This window comes from Pseudothauera rhizosphaerae (assembly GCF_004801305.1).
GTDB lineage: Bacteria > Pseudomonadota > Gammaproteobacteria > Burkholderiales > Rhodocyclaceae > Pseudothauera > Pseudothauera rhizosphaerae.
Genome location: NZ_SSOD01000011.1, coordinates 84,005 through 98,569, shown reverse-complemented (window position 1 = coordinate 98,569; position 14,565 = coordinate 84,005). Strand labels below are relative to the sequence as shown.

The window sequence follows — 14,565 nt, the reverse complement described above, 5'->3', positions numbered from 1 at the left end:
AGGTGCGCCTTTGCGGAGCAATCCGCTTGGCTGATAGAAAACTGGAGGTAGAGATGCAGTATCGCGGAGAAAACTACGAGAAGAAAACCGGAAACAAGCTGAACGAAGACGTCCGTGCTTGTTTTGCCGCCCAGGCCGAGAAAGCCGGGACGAAAGCCAGTCGTCCGGAGGATGCCGAATCCGGCTATAACGAGATCTTCGTCAAGACGGTGGATTTCGGTCATCAGCAGATGATCATGGAGAAAGATGTTCCCGTGAAAATGCGTGACGGTGTCACGCTTTACGTGAATGTCTTCCGCCCCCTGAAGCCGGGAAAGTTCCCGGTCGTCCTGTCTGCCTGCGTATACGGCAAGGACTCGAGGAATGACGTCTTCCTCGACATGATCATGAATCATGCGGGGGTGATCAAGCATTCCGACTTTACAGCCTTCGAATCGCCGGACCCGGGCTTCTGGGTTCCCAACGACTACATCGTCGTCAAGGCGGCCGTACGGGGGACGTCCAATTCCGAGGGCGCCCTGCATCCGTTTTCTCAGATGGAGGCCCAGGACTATTACGAACTCGTCGAGTGGTGCGGTAGGCAGGAATGGAGCAACGGGAATGTCGGCCTGAACGGCGTCTCCTATCTGGCGATGTTGCAGTGGTACGTCGCGCCGCTGAGCCCACCCCATCTCAAGGCCATCATTCCCTGGGAGGGTGGCTACGACGTTTACCGCGAGTGGGCATTCCACGGGGGCATGCCGGACACCTTCTTCGTGGATTTGTGGGATGCAAGCATCAGCGCCCTCAATGGGAAAGAGATGGAGTTCATCAGTATGAAGATGAAGGAACATCCTTTCGACGACGAGTACTGGCGGGAAAAGCGGGCGAACATCGACCAGATTACGGTCCCGATGTATGTGGGCGCGAGCTGGTCGACGCAAGGGCTCCATACACGCGGCAGCCTCGAGGGGTTCAAGCAGAGCCGCTCGGAATACAAATGGGTGGAAATCCACGGCCGCAAAGAATGGGAGTACTACTACGCTCGCGAGACCCTCGAGCGTCAGAAGGCGTTCTTCGACTACTTCCTGAAAGGCATCGACAACGACTGGATGGACACGCCCAGGGTGCGCCTGGAGGTCAGGAACAAGTTCTTCGACGGCGAGTTTCGTTACGAGAACGAATGGCCCATCGCGAGAACGCAGGCCACGCCGCTGTATCTGGACGGCAAGAACCTGTCACTGTCCTTTTCCCCACTGCAACACGAGGCCAAGGTCGTCTACGAAGCCGATCCGGCCAGTGCGAACAATGCGACGTTCAAGATCGTCTTCGACAAGGATACCGAACTGACGGGATCGATGAAGCTGAAGCTCTGGGTGTCTGCGGACGGCTCGGACGACATGGACCTGTTCATCGGGATCAAGAAGTACGACCGGCGCGGGAACGAGGTCCTGTTCCCGGACTGGGACGCCATCGAGCACGGTCAGGTGGCCACCGGATGGCTGCGCGTCTCGCACCGCGAGTTGGATGAAGAGATGTCTACCCCGCTGCAGCCGTGGCACAAGCATCAACGAGCCCTGAAGCTGAAAGAAGGTGAGATCGTCCCCGTGGAGATCGAGATTCAACCTTCGGGCACCGTGTTCAAGGCGGGTGAAAGTCTGGGGGTGGTTGTCCAGAACACGGACATCATCCAGTACACCCCGCCCGAATACGGTTGCCGGCACAAGGATACGGTGAATCGCGGCAAGCACATCATCCATACGGGTGGCAAGTACGACTCGCACTTGTTGGCGCCGGTCATTCCTCCGAAGGGGTAAGCGGTTTCCGACTCAGGAGGGGGCGTCACGCAAAGCTCCCTCCTGTCCCCGACTGCGGGATGTTGAGCGCAACCGGGTGGGCTGAATTGACGGGCCGGAATTGTTGTTGGTTGGAGGCACCGAAATGAGAAGAAAGAGGGACCGCAATGACGGATATTGATCGTCGTAACGTTTTGAAAGCCATGGCTGCCACCGCTGCTGCAGTGGGCGTGCCTGGCATTGCCGGCGCTGCGATGTCCTCGCAAAACGCCACCGCGCTGCCGAAAGGAATGAGCAGGGCGAACTTCACGCGCGCGGTTGCGGAGTTGCGTGCGATCGTCGGTGACGAATGGGTTTTTGCGGACCCGGAATCCGTTCTGCCCTACAAGAAAATCATGGTTCCCGACACGGCGCATGTGCATGTGCCTTCGGGCGCGGTGGCACCCGCTTCGACCGAAGAAGTGCAGCGCATCGTGCAGGTGGCCAATCGTTACAAGTTGCCGTTGTGGGTCGTGTCGACGGGCAAGAACCTGGGCTACGGCGCGGCGACGCCAGCGACGACTGGACAGATGGTGCTCGATCTGAAGCGGATGAATCGCATCCTCGAGGTCGACACCGAAATGTGCACGGCCTTGGTCGAGCCCGGCGTCACCTATCAGCAGCTTGCCGACTACATCGCCGAGCATAAATTGCCGCTCTGGCTTGATGTACCGGCGCCCGGTCCCATCTGCGGCCCGGTCGGCAATGCCCTCGATCGAGGAGGCGGCTATACCCCCTACGGTGACCATTTCATGACGCAGTGCGGAATGGAGGTGGTCTTGCCGGATGGTCAGGTGCTTCGTACCGGCCAGGGTTCGGTAAAGAACACGGATGCATGGCAGTCCTACAAGTGGGGCTACGGCCCCTACGTCGACGGCCTGTTCTCGCAATCCAACCTGGGGATCGTGACCAAGATGGGGCTTTGGCTGATGCCTGCACCGCCGGTCTACAAGCCCTTCGTCGCCTGCTATGACAAGCTGGAAGATATCGAACATGCGGTGAACGTGACGCGTGATCTACAACTCCACGGGGTTGTGGTGAATGGCGTCCTCTGCCTCTCCGGTGCATACCAGCTTGCGTTCTTCAACCGCCGTAACCAGTACTGGGACAAGCCGGAGCAAATTCCGGACGAGGTGTTTCTCAAGGCCGCAAACGACGTCGGCATCGGAATGTGGAATACCTATTTCGCACTGTACGGCACCGAAGAGAGCATTGCACTCGCCGAGCCGATGATTCGAAAGGCCTATGAAGCGACAGGGGCGAGGGTATTTGCCGGAAAGGAAATGGATGAGAATCCATACTTCCACCACAATGCCACGCTGATGCGCGGCGGCTTGAATCTCGACGAATTCGGAATCATACGCTGGCGGGGCAATGGAGGTGGTTTGGCCTGGTTCATTCCCGTTGGCGCTGCACGAGGCTCACGCGCGGTTGAACAAACCCGGCTGGCCAAGAAGATTCTGGCGAAATATAGCTTCGACTACACCTCGGGCTGGGGCGTTGGCGGGCGATCACTGCACCACGTCATCGCACTTCTGTACGACAAGAGCAATCCCGAGGAGGAACTGCGAGCCGAGGCGTGTTTCCGGGAGCTTGTCGAGGAGTTCGGCAAGCGAGGTTTGGCGCCCTATCGCGTTGGTTCTCACGCGATGGACCTTGTTGCAGAGCAGTATGGCAAGGTTAACCTTGAACTCAACAGGCGGATCAAGCGCGCAATTGATCCTAACGGGATTATTGCGCCGGGGAAGTCCGGGATTATCTAGGGGCAACCCGTGGAGAGTGAAAGGCGGTGAGTCTGCACCAATCGCTGGGTGAGGTATTGGTCTGCTTGTTCCGAGGGGGCGAAGGACGCTTCCCCGGAACAAGGGGCCCCTGGGGGATATCATGAAGACAAAGAAACAATCGATTGCGCTGGTCGGAATTCTTGCGCTTTGCACAAAATTTGGAAGCTTCGCTGCTGGTGCGAATGCGGTTTCGCCGTATCCGGATGCCAAGGTTGGTGCTGGTGCCGAAGGAATCTACGCACGTGTTTGTGGCTATTGCCATGGTGCGAATGTTGGGCCGTTGATTCTTGGCCGAGAACTGCATGTGGATTTCATCAGAACCATGGTGAGGTTGGGTATCGGGTCCATGCCGGCATTTCGTCAGTCCGAAATCAGCGACGCCGAACTCGGCGAGCTTGCTCAATGGATTTCGAAAAGCGCTCCGAGGGCGGGCGAAACCGGTCGGTGACGGCTATCCGACCGTGTCGTCCCGTGTAGATGGGGCCGTCAATTTTCTGAGCAAGGTTTTTTCGGGCGCTTACTCAGGCTTTCCGTGTTGTCGAGCAGATCGCAGTGACTTGTTCCCGACGCCAGAAAATTGTCTTGCATGACTGCAGATCAACCGGAGACAGAGATTATGGGATTGTTGAACGGTAAGGCGGGCCTGGTGACCGGCGGGGCGACCGGAATCGGACGTGCAACGGCGGTTGCGTATGCGAGGGAAGGGGCCAAGGTCGTGATCGGTGACCTCGAAGGCATGCGCCCTTCGGTCGAGGAAACGCTGGCCTTGGTCAAGCAGGCCGGTGGCGAGGGCATCTTCGTTCCGACCGATGTGACCAATGCGGCCGAGGTCAAGCGCCTGGTCGATACCACGGTGGAAACCTATGGCCGTCTGGATTTCGCATTCAATAATGCGGGTGTCTTTGCTGCGGGTTTCGTCGATGAGGTCGATGAGGCCGACTTTGATCGCATCATCGCGGTGGACCTCAAAGGTGTCTGGTTGTGCATGAAGTATGAGATCCAGTACATGAAGGCCCATGGCGGAGGCGCCATCATCAACACCACCTCCATCGCGGGTCTGGTGGGAGGGCCGATGGGGAGTCCTTACGTCGCGGCCAAGCACGGCGTTGTCGGCTTGACCAAGTCCGCGGCGGGGGAATACGCCAATATGAACATTCGCATCAACGGGATCGCTCCGGCAACGATCGCCACGCCCCTGGTACTGCAGGCGCCTGCAGAGATGCAGGAGGCACTGTTGTCGCCGCAGCCTTTGCGGCGCATGGGGACGCCTGAAGAAGTAGCCGAACTGGTGGTTTTCCTGAGTTCGGACAAGGTGCCTTTCATGGTCGGGTCAATCGTGACCATTGACGGAGGGGCAACTTCCAACGCCGTATCGTATAGCCCGGCGTTGAGCCCGTCGGCGGCGGCTTGATTCCATTATTTGTGCGCAGCATGGGGATGCTTCTACATGGGCGCACGAATCGAGGGTGTGCGCACCTGCGCTCGGGCAGCGCCCGGCGTCGCCGGCAGAGTCCTCAAAGCGAGCTTGAGCGGCGCCGGGGAAACTGCGTCTGATCCTTGCTGATCTGCAGCTTTATTGCGTATCAAGGGCACCCGTTCCGGGCTGGCCATGTCCGTGACGGCTGGTCTTTTGACCCTGCAACTGCGCTCCCGACAGCCGTTCTTCGCCTGAGACTGAAATTGCTCTGGGCAGACCATCTACAAACGGCACGCGCGACCGTTCTCGCGCCTGAACTGCTGGGGATGAGGGCCAGTGCGTCCGCCATTCCTGGAGCCTGAGCTTGAGCGAAAGCAGGCGGAGATTCGTCAATTGAACGGGCCATAACAGCACGAACAATTGAGAATTCATATTTCGCCCGGCGAAGCGGCACCAAGCCCGTTCGCGCGTTCACCGAATTGAGCGAACGAAAGACCCACCGACGCTGAATGCACGCACAATTCATCGGCGGGTTGCAGTATTCCCCCCTGAATCGGTGACGCACCCGAAATTGGTCAATAGTCATTCATCGGGCAGACAGCCGCTAATTTTCTCGGACGACAGCAGGCAATTTGCTCGGTTTTAGAGAATTTTATGCGGTTTGGCCGCTGAGGCCACTCTGTGCGCTCGCAGTACCGTCAGTAACTTTCCTGTCAGAAAGGTACTGCCTGTACCGTCTTTGCTGATGATGCGCCGCAATAAATTCGGTGGACAAAACAATCTGGCACGCCCGTTGCAATTATTTCCTCACCGACGCTGCCGGTGTCGGATTTTATCAATCACATGATTCGCTGCCGTGACGATCCCCGTGTCGTCGCGTTGCGGATGGGAGGAGATGAATGGACGGAGTATCGAGGCTGGTCCATGTGGTGATCGACGCCAATGTCCCCAATGAAAGGGCAGCATTGGCACTGGCCGTGCACCCGCAGGCGGGTGAGATCTGAAATGGAGGACGTGTCCGTAAGCGCAGCCGATTTCCGGAGCAGCATGCGCAGACTTGCCGGTGCGGTTTCCATACTCACCGTGCAGCACGACGGCACGCGGGCCGGCCTTACCGCAACCGCCGTGATGTCGGTATCGGCCGAGCCGCCACGGTTGGTGGTTTGCGTGAATCGTGACGTATTTGCGCACGATCTGGTCCGGATCGGCGGCCCGCTGTGTGTAAACGTCCTCGATGTCGAGTCGCTGGAAGACGCCCGGCGCTTTGCGGGCATGGTCGATGGCGTTGCGGGGGATGCGAGATTCCGCGACGGCGCCTGGCGAGAGGGGTGCGCCGGTGCGCCGGTACTGGAGGCGGCGCTGGCCGCATTCGAATGTCGCGTCGTCGAGCTGATTGCCGCCGTATCGCACACGCTGGTGCTGTGCGAAGTGGTGGCGGTGCATGCCGCCCGGAGCGGGCAGGTGACCGGCGCGCCGGCGATGCCCCTGGTGTATTTCGACGGACGCTTTGCATCCGTCGGTGAACTTTGAAGCATGAACAAGGAGACGAAGATGGGTGTGGTGGCGGAAAACGTGTCGGCCCGGCCGACGATGGAAACTCTGGTGCAGCGTGCCGCGTCGATGGTGCCGGGGTTGCGCGAACAGGCGGATGCGGTGGAGCAGGCGCGCAGCGTGCCGGCCGCGACCATCCGGGCGTTCAAGGACGCGGGCTTCTTCAAGATCCTGCAGCCGGCGGCCTGGGGTGGCTACGAGATGAACCCGGAGGTGTTCTACCGGGTGCTGATGGAACTGGGCCGCGGCTGCCCGTCGAGCGCCTGGAACCTGATGATCCTGGGTATTCACCAGTGGGAGTTCGGCAAGCTCGATCCGCGTGTCGGCGACGAACTGTGGGGCGAGGATCAGGAAATCCTGGTGGCCTCGTCCTATGCGCCTTGCGGCAAGGCGCGCAAGGTCGAGGGCGGCTGGATGCTGTCCGGCACCTGGCCGACGTCCAGCGGGTCCGACCACTGCGAGGGCGGCGCCTTCCTCGGCGCGCGGGTGTTCGACGACGACGGCAACCTGCTTGACCATCGTTCCTTCCTGGTGCGCCGTGAAGACTACGAACTGATCGACGACTGGTACGTGGTCGGCCTGGCCGGCACCGGCAGCAAGTCGCTGAAGGTCAAGGGCGAGGCCTTCGTGCCCGACCATCGTTCGCACAGCATCGTCGAGTACACCTTGAGCGACGGGGCGATGACCTACCGCCTGCCGTTCACCCAGGTGTTCTTCGGCGCGGTGTCCTCGGTCACCATCGGCTTTGCCAACGGCATGGTCGAGCTGTTCGTCGAGCACATGAAGCCGCGCCAGAACGTGTTCGTGGGCGGTCCGGTGGCAGCGCAGAACCCCTTCGTGCAGGAGAAGCTCGGCAACGCGGTACTGCTGATCCGTTCGGCGCGTGCCCGCATCCTGCAGTGCATCCAGGAATCCACCGGCTATGTGGAACGTGGCGAGCCGGTGCCGCTCGACCAGCGGGTGCATTACTTCCTCGACATCCAGGGCGTGGCGAAGGACTGCTTTGCCGCCGGCCACATGCTGTTCAAGAAGAGTAGCGCGCGCGGCATCTTCGACAGCAGCCCGCTGCAGCGGCAGTTGCGGGCGCTGCTGGTGGCGGCCAACCACGTCACCCAGAACGAGGACGACACTTCCGCGCTGCTGGGGGCCTATCTCCTCGGGCAGGGTGTTCCGCCTTGCGTGTTCGAACTGCCTGGGCAGGGGTAACGGCGCCGGTTGGCCGGCAGGGCGCTTTCCCGTGGGAGGGCGCCCTGTTTCCTCAAAATCGTCCATACGGATGACGGAAAATGCCCTGGCCATGGCTACTGTGCAGCCGTATATAAACAGCTGGAGACGCATGGTCATGCCTCGCGATGTCCTCGAACACTCGCCGCTCAGCGGCATGGACGAATATCCCATCCATCAAACCACGGACCCGATCCGCTTTCTGAACACCACCGATCCGAGGGCGTTCGAACGGTACTGGTTCAGCGCCCAGTCCGATGACGGCGAGCTGTTCTTCGTCTGCGGCATCGGCCTGTATCCCAACCTGAACCGTTGCGACGGCTACGCCATCGTCGTGCAGGACAACCGGCATACCGCCATACGGGCCGCCCGCACCCTGGGCGTGGATCGTTCGGAATTGACCGTGGGGCCGATGACGGCCCGGATGATCGAGCCGTTCACAGAATGGCGGCTGAACTGCGCCCCCAACGATTTCGGCCTTGAATACGATCTGGCGTGGCGGGATACGAAGCGGGCGGTGTTCGGCAGGCAGGGCCCCACGGAAATCCCGGGTCAGATGAATGCACGCCTGATTCACGATTGGTGCGGCTACGAGACCTTTGGAACCATCGAGGGAGCGATCTCGGTTCACGGCAAGAAGTTCACGCTGACGCCGTCCCGCTTCCGTGGCAGCCGGGATCACCATTGGGGCGTGCGGGATGGCGTGGGTGGCGCCGGCCACATGCTGCAGACGAGCAGTTCCTCCCACCTTGGCCAGTGGGTCGAGTTCGGTGACTGGTCGATATGGTGGCACAGGGTGCTGTACAACCTGGGGGATGCCCGCCAAGGCGCCGGGAAGATCACGCCCATCGACCACAAGGTCCGTTTCGACCCGGTCACCAGGCATCTCGTGGAGGCCGTGATCACCAATCGCCTGGACAACGGCGAGATCCGCGAAGTCCACTACGAGCAGATCGGCAACCAGATCGCCTATCTCCGCTGTGGGATGTACACCGGCCCGGACGGAAAAGGCACGCCTGCGGAGAATTATCACCATGGGTCGATCGCGGGCGATTTCATCGGCGGCGAGACCTTCGATCTTTCGGACCCCGCGGTGAGAACCGAGATCGCCGGCTTCGAGGATCACCTGGTGCGTGCCACCTGCAACGGTGAATCGGCGATTGGCATTCTGGAATGCCGCAATCCGGTCATCTACGAGATGTGTGAGAAGGGACTGCCCGGATTCTCGTTTCTGTAATCCCTGAACGGGCAGTCGAGTCATACGCCCGGCGTGGCGTGCAGTACCGAGAGGGGCGCCGAAAGCCCCCCGAAAAAAATGATAAGGAGGAGAAGGTCTTGAGTGATCTGGCAGTGGAGCGCGTTCAGACATATCTTTCGAAAGCGCTGGCTGCAGCCGACTTGCGCGTGCTGTCGGCCAGTCAATTCGCGGGTGGAATCTCGCGTGATACGTGGGGCGTCGATGTGGCATGGACCGGCGAGGATGGCCTGCCGGTCGAGCGTGGTCTGGTGCTGCGCCTCGATCCGCCGATATCGCTGATCAAGAGCAGGCGCAACGTCGAGTACGCCATGTACCAGGTATGCCGTGACGTACCTGGTGTTCCCGTACCGCTGATGATCTGCAATGAGGATGATCCGGAGCAGATCGGGGCGCCGTTCTTCGCCATGGAGAAACTGAAGGGTGTCACCTCTCCTCCGGCCATCCTCGGGCCCGAGTTCGAAGCGTCCCGGCAGGCGATCATGAAACAGATGTTCGAGATTCTCGGCGCCATCGCTGCCGCCAGGCATGAGGGCAAGGGTCTTGCAGACGTGGTGTCGACGCCCGCCCCCGGCGACATCTGGGATACGGAATTGAGCCACTGGGAAAGGATCATCGCCGACAATCACATCGGCCACCAGCCGATCACCCGTGCCGCGATCCGGTATCTGCGCCGTTCCCCGCCGCCGCCGCCGCCGCGCGTCACGATCGTTCATGGCGACTACCGGATCGGGAATTTCCTGTTCACTCCGGAGGGGATCAACGGGATTCTCGATTGGGAGCTTGCCCACCTGGGGGACCCGCTCGAAGACCTCGCGTGGGCTTTGGCCAAGAACTGGCGCTATGGCCATGATCGATCCAGGGTCGCCTCGCTGATCACCCCTGAACAGGCTATCGAATACTGGGAGTCGACCAGCGGATACAAGGCGGACAGGGCGGCCCTGCACTGGTGGACCGTTTTCACCCACGTCAAATGCGTCGCGCTGTGGACCACGGGAGCGCATGAGTTCATGGCCGGAACGCCGCGCGGAGCCATGCACGCCTTTCCGTCCTGGCTTTTCATGAATGCCCAGGAATTGTGGATGATCGAAGAGATCGGAGCCATCGAACAATGAAACCGTCCGTACCCAGCGTACTTGCCGCCGTGCTGCGCGGCATCGAGGACTCCTCCCGTGCTGAACAGAATCCGGTCAAGCTCTTTGAACTGCGTATTCTGCGGACCGTCATCGAGGTCATCAATCGGGACTGGGATGGTGCCGTTCCCGCGAGGATTGCGGAGATCGATTCGGCCATGTCGCTTCTTCGGCGCGGCTTGCCGCTCGTTTCCGACTCCTTGCGCGACGAACTGCAGGCCACGCTTGCGAGAAATGAAGCGACCCGCAGCGATCTGCACCTGTCCGCCCTCGACAAGACGATAGACAGCCTCAACGCCGGTCTCATCGACCTGCATGAATACCTTGAAGTTGAAATGCACTGCACGTACCAGGGGCGCCGTGAGCTCATCCGCGACATATGGACGCACCTGGAGGCATGCGCGCGGCGCCGTGCGGTGATTGAACCGCTCTGGGATGTCGCATAGGTTCCAGCATCCTGAGTCTCCCCGGTTCGCTTCCCTTTCCTCTCGGTCCCTGGCTCTCCTCCGCTTGCGTAGCCAGGATGGCGAACCGGAATTCGGCCCGCGCAAGCGGGCCTTTTTTTATTTCATCCGCATGCCGCCCGTGTGTTTTCGCAGGGCGTGACTACGCCTGCGAAAACACTGGATCAATCAGCGATACTGCACTTTCCGGATTCAGCGTCCGGAGGGTACGCGACGTTTCCCGAGGAAGGCTGCAACGGCGGCGCTGAACTCCGGTGTCGCGGCGCAGGCCGCGAAGCCTTCCTGCTCGGCGGCCAGTTGCGATGCGAAGTCGCGGGAGCCGGACGTTCTGAACAGGCGCTTGAGCGTGCCCACGGCGGTGGGGGCGGCGCCGGCCAGGCGTGCGGCGATGGCCTGGGTCTCCTGCTGCAGCGAGGACTCGGGCACGACCCGGTTGACCAGGCCCAGCCGCAGTGCTTCAGTTGCATCGATCGGATCGGAGAGCAGGGCGATCTCGAGCGCGCGCCGCAAGCCGACAATGCGCGGCAGATGCCATGAAGCGCCGAGATCGCAACTCGTGCCCAGATTCACGTAGGCGAAGTTGAAGCGAGTGTTGTCGGCGGCAATCGCGAGATCGCAGGCCAGGGCCAGGCTCATGCCGGCGCCGGCCACGGCGCCCTGCAGGCTGGCGACGACCGGAGCCTGCAGGGTGGTGAGGATCTGCAGGGCTTCATGCATCGGGCCGATGAGCGTGTCGGGGATGGAGGCGGGGTCGTCGCGGAACTGGGCGATGTCACCGCCCGCCATGAAAGCACGCCCTTCACCGCTGATCGTGACGACGCGGATGTCGGGGGCGGCGGCAAGGCGCTGGCAGGTGTCGAGGAAGACCGCAGCCATTGCGCTGTCGATGGCGTTGAGCGAGTTCGGGCGGTTGAAGCGGATATGGGCGATGTCGCCCTCGCGTCGGAAGATCAGTGGGGCGTTGTTCATGTGCGTATCGGGCATGACGGCTCCGGCATGGAAGGCGATTGACGGCTCATTGGATGACGCCGAGCTTGCGGGCGACGGCGATGGCCTGCGTTCGATTGTGCACGCCAAGTTTCGTGTTGATTCTTGCAAGGTGCGTCTTGACGGTGCTCTCCGACACGAAGAGCTTTCCCGCCAGTTCCTGGTTGGACAGGCCCGATGCAAGTATCGTCAAGACCTGATGCTCCCGGTCGGTGAGGCCTTCGAACGATTCGGCGTGTGCCTGGGCAGAGGGGAGCGGCTGGTGCGGAGCCTGCGTCGGCGAGGACGTTTCCCAGGGGGCGAGCAATCGGTGCATGAACCCGGACAGCTCTGTTTCCTGGTCGGCTGCAGTCTCCCGCAGCGTGGCGAGCATGGACAGGACTTGCGGCCCTTCGTCGCGGAAGATGCTGATGAAGCCTTCCCGGGCGCCGAACTGGAGGGCCTCGGTCAGCGTTCGCATGCTGCCCCTGAAGTCGCCGCATACCTGCAGGGCGCTGGCAAGCAGGATTCTGAGCTTCAAGGCGCGGTGGTGCCTGTTGGCCTGCAGAGCCTGTTTTAGATGGTCTTTCAGCGCGACCACAGCCGTGTCGGCCTTTCCGGCATGTATCCGCCACCGCAGCCTGCCTGTCAGGAGCGAATCGACGTCATTGGCGTCGGGGGTGAAACCGTCCATCGATCCCCACAGCTGCTTGTCGTCGGCATTCTCCAGGTATGTGGCGGCCAGCGACAGTTCTCCATCGATCGTCGCCAGCCTCGCCCGTTCGAGCCAGGCCGACGCCACCAGGCGCGGGAGGTTGGCGTGGTGCCCCAGGTTCTCGAGGTCGGAGATCAGCTCGAGGGCCTGTTCGCGGTCGCCCCGTGCCTCGGCGATGCGAGCCGAGGTGATCGAGCCATTGATGAGGATGTCCGGAATACCCGACTCCTTGGCCAGGGCGAGACATTCGTTCAGCAGGCGTTCGGCGCCCGAGAGTTCGCCGCGTTCGTAGAGGACCCGCGCCAGGATGACGCCGACCGTGGCGCTGAGACTGACTTCACGGGACTGGGCACTGTTTTCGTAGGCGCGCCGCAGCCGCATGGTGGCATCCCGCAGATGGCCCTGCACAAGCTCCATCGTTCCGTGGACCCGCTCGGCGATGGCGACCCCCACCGCGCTCTCGACGCATGCGTAGGCTCTCTTGGATTCGTCGAGACACCGCAGTGCGTCGGTGAAATCGTCCGCCGCTACCAGCCAGTAAGCGAAGAAATAGTTCAGGGAGGCGTACTGCGTGGTCAGCCCGGCGTTACTCGGACCCAGTTCCCGGCGACACAACGCGAAGCATTCGGAGGGCCGGTCTTCCATGGTGAGCAGATAGGCGCGCAGCGCCACGACCCAGGTGCGGATGGCATCGGACGGGTCGACAAAGCCGTCGAGAATCTCCTTTGCCAGTGCCAGGTTGCGCGTTGCGGTCAGCGCCCAGGCGAAAGCGATGCGCAGGTCCGGGTACGGCGCGAGTTCTTCGAGGGGAATCTGTTTCAGCCAGCGGGCGAGGAGGCTGAACCGCCCCTCCCGCAACATCCAGTCCGCGTGAGTGGCGAGCAGTTCCAGGGATCGGGGCAGGTCACCGGACAGCAGTGCATGCTCTATGGCAGGAATCGGCCGTCCCGCTTCCGAGAACCATCTTGATGCCGCGCCATGCAGAGAGGGAGTCACCCATGGGTACAGAGCAGCGAGTTGCTGCTGGAGAAATCCGGAGAACAGGGCGTGATAGCGGTATTCACGTGTCCGCTTGTCCGTCTGGGTGACGAAGAGGTTGGCGCGTTCGATGCGCTCCAGCATGGTTGCACTGTCCTTTCGCCCCGTGACCGCGTCGCACAGCGGCGGGGAAAGTTCGCGCAGGATGCAGGTGCGCAGCAGGAAGTCCCGGATGTCGTGGGGCAGGTGACGGAAGACGTCTTCGGCCAGGTAGTCGGTGACATCCGAGTTGCTGCTCGAGAACGCCGCGATGAAGCGTTCCGGATTGTGGTGAGAGGCGAGCGAGAGCGAGGCCAACTGGATCGCGGCAGGCCAGCCTTCCGTTCGCTGCAGCAGGGTTTCGACCTCCTCGTCGCTCAGCGTCAATTGACGGTTTCTGCGCAGCAGGGCGGCGGTCTCTGCGAAGGAGAGCTTGAGGTCCGCGGCGGTGATTTCGACCAGTTGGCCGCGGGCACGCAGGCGGCCGAGTCCGAGGCTGGGAATCGTCCTCGACCCGATGACGAATCGTCCGTGGGGCGGGAGATGGGTGGTCAACAGGCGGATGAAGTCCAGTCCGGCCGGATTCAGCAAGACTTCCAGTTCGTCGATGAAGAAGGCGAAAGCCTGCCGGGTGGTGGCGATTCTGTAGGGGAGATCGCTGCTCGGAACCGTTGCCGGGTCGGAAATGCCGCTCTGCGCTTCTCTGCCGTCCAGGTCGTCCAGGCTGCCGAGGGCGGCACCCAGGTGGAGCATCAGCCGCTCCATGTCGTTGTCCGCCTGGTCGAGCGTCAGCCAGCAAGCTCTTACGCCCCTGGCCTGGAGCAAGGCGTGATGCTGGGCCATCAGCGAAGTCTTTCCGAACCCTGCCGGTGCGCTGATGAGGATGAGTTTCGGGCTTGTCTCGGCATTCAGCAGGCGTTCGTGGATCTGAGGGCGGGGAACGAGCGAGCGCGCAACCGGGGGCGCCAGTTTGGATGCGATCACCCGGCTCCCGCCCTGGCCTGGAACGGCCCTGGCGCTGTTGGTGTGTCGGTCGGTTCTCATGTCGCGTGCGCTGTCGATCACTGGAATTCCGGGGGGCGGGGCAGGCCCATGGTCGAAGCAAGGGTCCCGCGCTGGACAGGGGCAACTGCCGTCCGTTCGGAGCGGCTTGCCTGTCGATCTTATCTCCTTTCCCTCGCCGAAAAATCAATCGAACGGATGACGCGGGGGCCGGGATGCGGGT

At 61.6% G+C, this 14,565-nt stretch carries 11 protein-coding genes; 9 read left to right on the top strand and 2 right to left on the bottom strand.

Annotated elements, in window-relative coordinates:
* Nucleotides 1-26 precede the first annotated feature (26 nt).
* From E6O51_RS14240 to E6O51_RS14200, 9 genes are all read left to right on the top strand, one after another.
* Nucleotides 27-1,796 carry a CocE/NonD family hydrolase gene (locus E6O51_RS14240; RefSeq protein ID WP_211091414.1) on the top strand — a complete coding sequence of 590 codons (1,770 nt, stop codon included), beginning with the start codon at nucleotides 27-29 and terminating at the stop codon, nucleotides 1,794-1,796.
* A gap of 146 nt (nucleotides 1,797-1,942) precedes the next feature.
* Nucleotides 1,943-3,577 (top strand): FAD-binding oxidoreductase, encoded by a 1,635-nt coding sequence (locus E6O51_RS14235; protein WP_136385659.1) that lies wholly within the window; start codon nucleotides 1,943-1,945, stop codon nucleotides 3,575-3,577.
* A 121-nt stretch (nucleotides 3,578-3,698) separates the two neighbouring features.
* Nucleotides 3,699-4,046: a c-type cytochrome gene (locus E6O51_RS14230; protein WP_136385658.1), complete on the top strand. Its 348-nt coding sequence runs from the start codon at nucleotides 3,699-3,701 to the stop codon at nucleotides 4,044-4,046.
* A gap of 138 nt (nucleotides 4,047-4,184) precedes the next feature.
* Nucleotides 4,185-5,009, top strand: coding sequence for an SDR family oxidoreductase (locus E6O51_RS14225; protein ID WP_211091413.1), 825 nt, complete (start codon nucleotides 4,185-4,187; stop codon nucleotides 5,007-5,009).
* Between the two features lie 1,053 nt (nucleotides 5,010-6,062).
* Nucleotides 6,063-6,545, top strand: coding sequence for a flavin reductase family protein (locus E6O51_RS14220; RefSeq protein ID WP_168735284.1), 483 nt, complete (start codon nucleotides 6,063-6,065; stop codon nucleotides 6,543-6,545).
* Between the two features lie 3 nt (nucleotides 6,546-6,548).
* On the top strand, nucleotides 6,549-7,772 hold the full coding sequence (locus E6O51_RS14215) for an acyl-CoA dehydrogenase family protein (protein WP_230976800.1): 1,224 nt from the start codon (nucleotides 6,549-6,551) through the stop codon (nucleotides 7,770-7,772).
* 136 nt (nucleotides 7,773-7,908) lie between these two features.
* A complete protein-coding gene (locus tag E6O51_RS14210) occupies nucleotides 7,909-9,027 on the top strand; it encodes a hypothetical protein (RefSeq protein WP_136385656.1) in 1,119 nt (372 codons plus the stop codon).
* 98 nt (nucleotides 9,028-9,125) lie between these two features.
* On the top strand, nucleotides 9,126-10,160 hold the full coding sequence (locus E6O51_RS14205; protein WP_168735283.1) for a phosphotransferase family protein: 1,035 nt from the start codon (nucleotides 9,126-9,128) through the stop codon (nucleotides 10,158-10,160).
* A complete protein-coding gene (locus E6O51_RS14200) occupies nucleotides 10,157-10,624 on the top strand; it encodes a hypothetical protein (RefSeq protein WP_136385654.1) in 468 nt (155 codons plus the stop codon). Before E6O51_RS14205 ends, E6O51_RS14200 begins: the two co-directional genes overlap by 4 nt.
* Before the next feature lie 210 nt (nucleotides 10,625-10,834).
* Here E6O51_RS14200 and E6O51_RS14195 read toward each other — a convergent pair whose 3' ends face one another.
* Nucleotides 10,835-11,626 carry an enoyl-CoA hydratase/isomerase family protein gene (locus E6O51_RS14195; RefSeq protein WP_230976799.1) on the bottom strand — a complete coding sequence of 264 codons (792 nt, stop codon included), beginning with the start codon at nucleotides 11,624-11,626 and terminating at the stop codon, nucleotides 10,835-10,837.
* Between the two features lie 31 nt (nucleotides 11,627-11,657).
* Nucleotides 11,658-14,405, bottom strand: coding sequence for a LuxR C-terminal-related transcriptional regulator (locus E6O51_RS14190; protein WP_136385653.1), 2,748 nt, complete (start codon nucleotides 14,403-14,405; stop codon nucleotides 11,658-11,660).
* Nucleotides 14,406-14,565: the final 160 nt, after the last annotated feature.

Excerpts from the sequence above, each read along its gene's own strand:
- E6O51_RS14200 (WP_136385654.1), top strand. The coding sequence starts at position 10,157 with ATGAAACCGTCCGTACCCAGCGTACTTGCCGCCGTGCTGCGCGGCATC.
- E6O51_RS14235 (WP_136385659.1), top strand. The coding sequence starts at position 1,943 with ATGACGGATATTGATCGTCGTAACGTTTTGAAAGCCATGGCTGCCACC.
- E6O51_RS14210 (WP_136385656.1), top strand. The coding sequence starts at position 7,909 with ATGCCTCGCGATGTCCTCGAACACTCGCCGCTCAGCGGCATGGACGAA.
- E6O51_RS14215 (WP_230976800.1), top strand. The coding sequence starts at position 6,549 with ATGAACAAGGAGACGAAGATGGGTGTGGTGGCGGAAAACGTGTCGGCC.
- E6O51_RS14220 (WP_168735284.1), top strand. The coding sequence starts at position 6,063 with ATGCGCAGACTTGCCGGTGCGGTTTCCATACTCACCGTGCAGCACGAC.
- E6O51_RS14225 (WP_211091413.1), top strand. The coding sequence starts at position 4,185 with ATGACTGCAGATCAACCGGAGACAGAGATTATGGGATTGTTGAACGGT.
- E6O51_RS14195 (WP_230976799.1), bottom strand. The coding sequence starts at position 11,626 with ATGCCCGATACGCACATGAACAACGCCCCACTGATCTTCCGACGCGAG.
- E6O51_RS14230 (WP_136385658.1), top strand. The coding sequence starts at position 3,699 with ATGAAGACAAAGAAACAATCGATTGCGCTGGTCGGAATTCTTGCGCTT.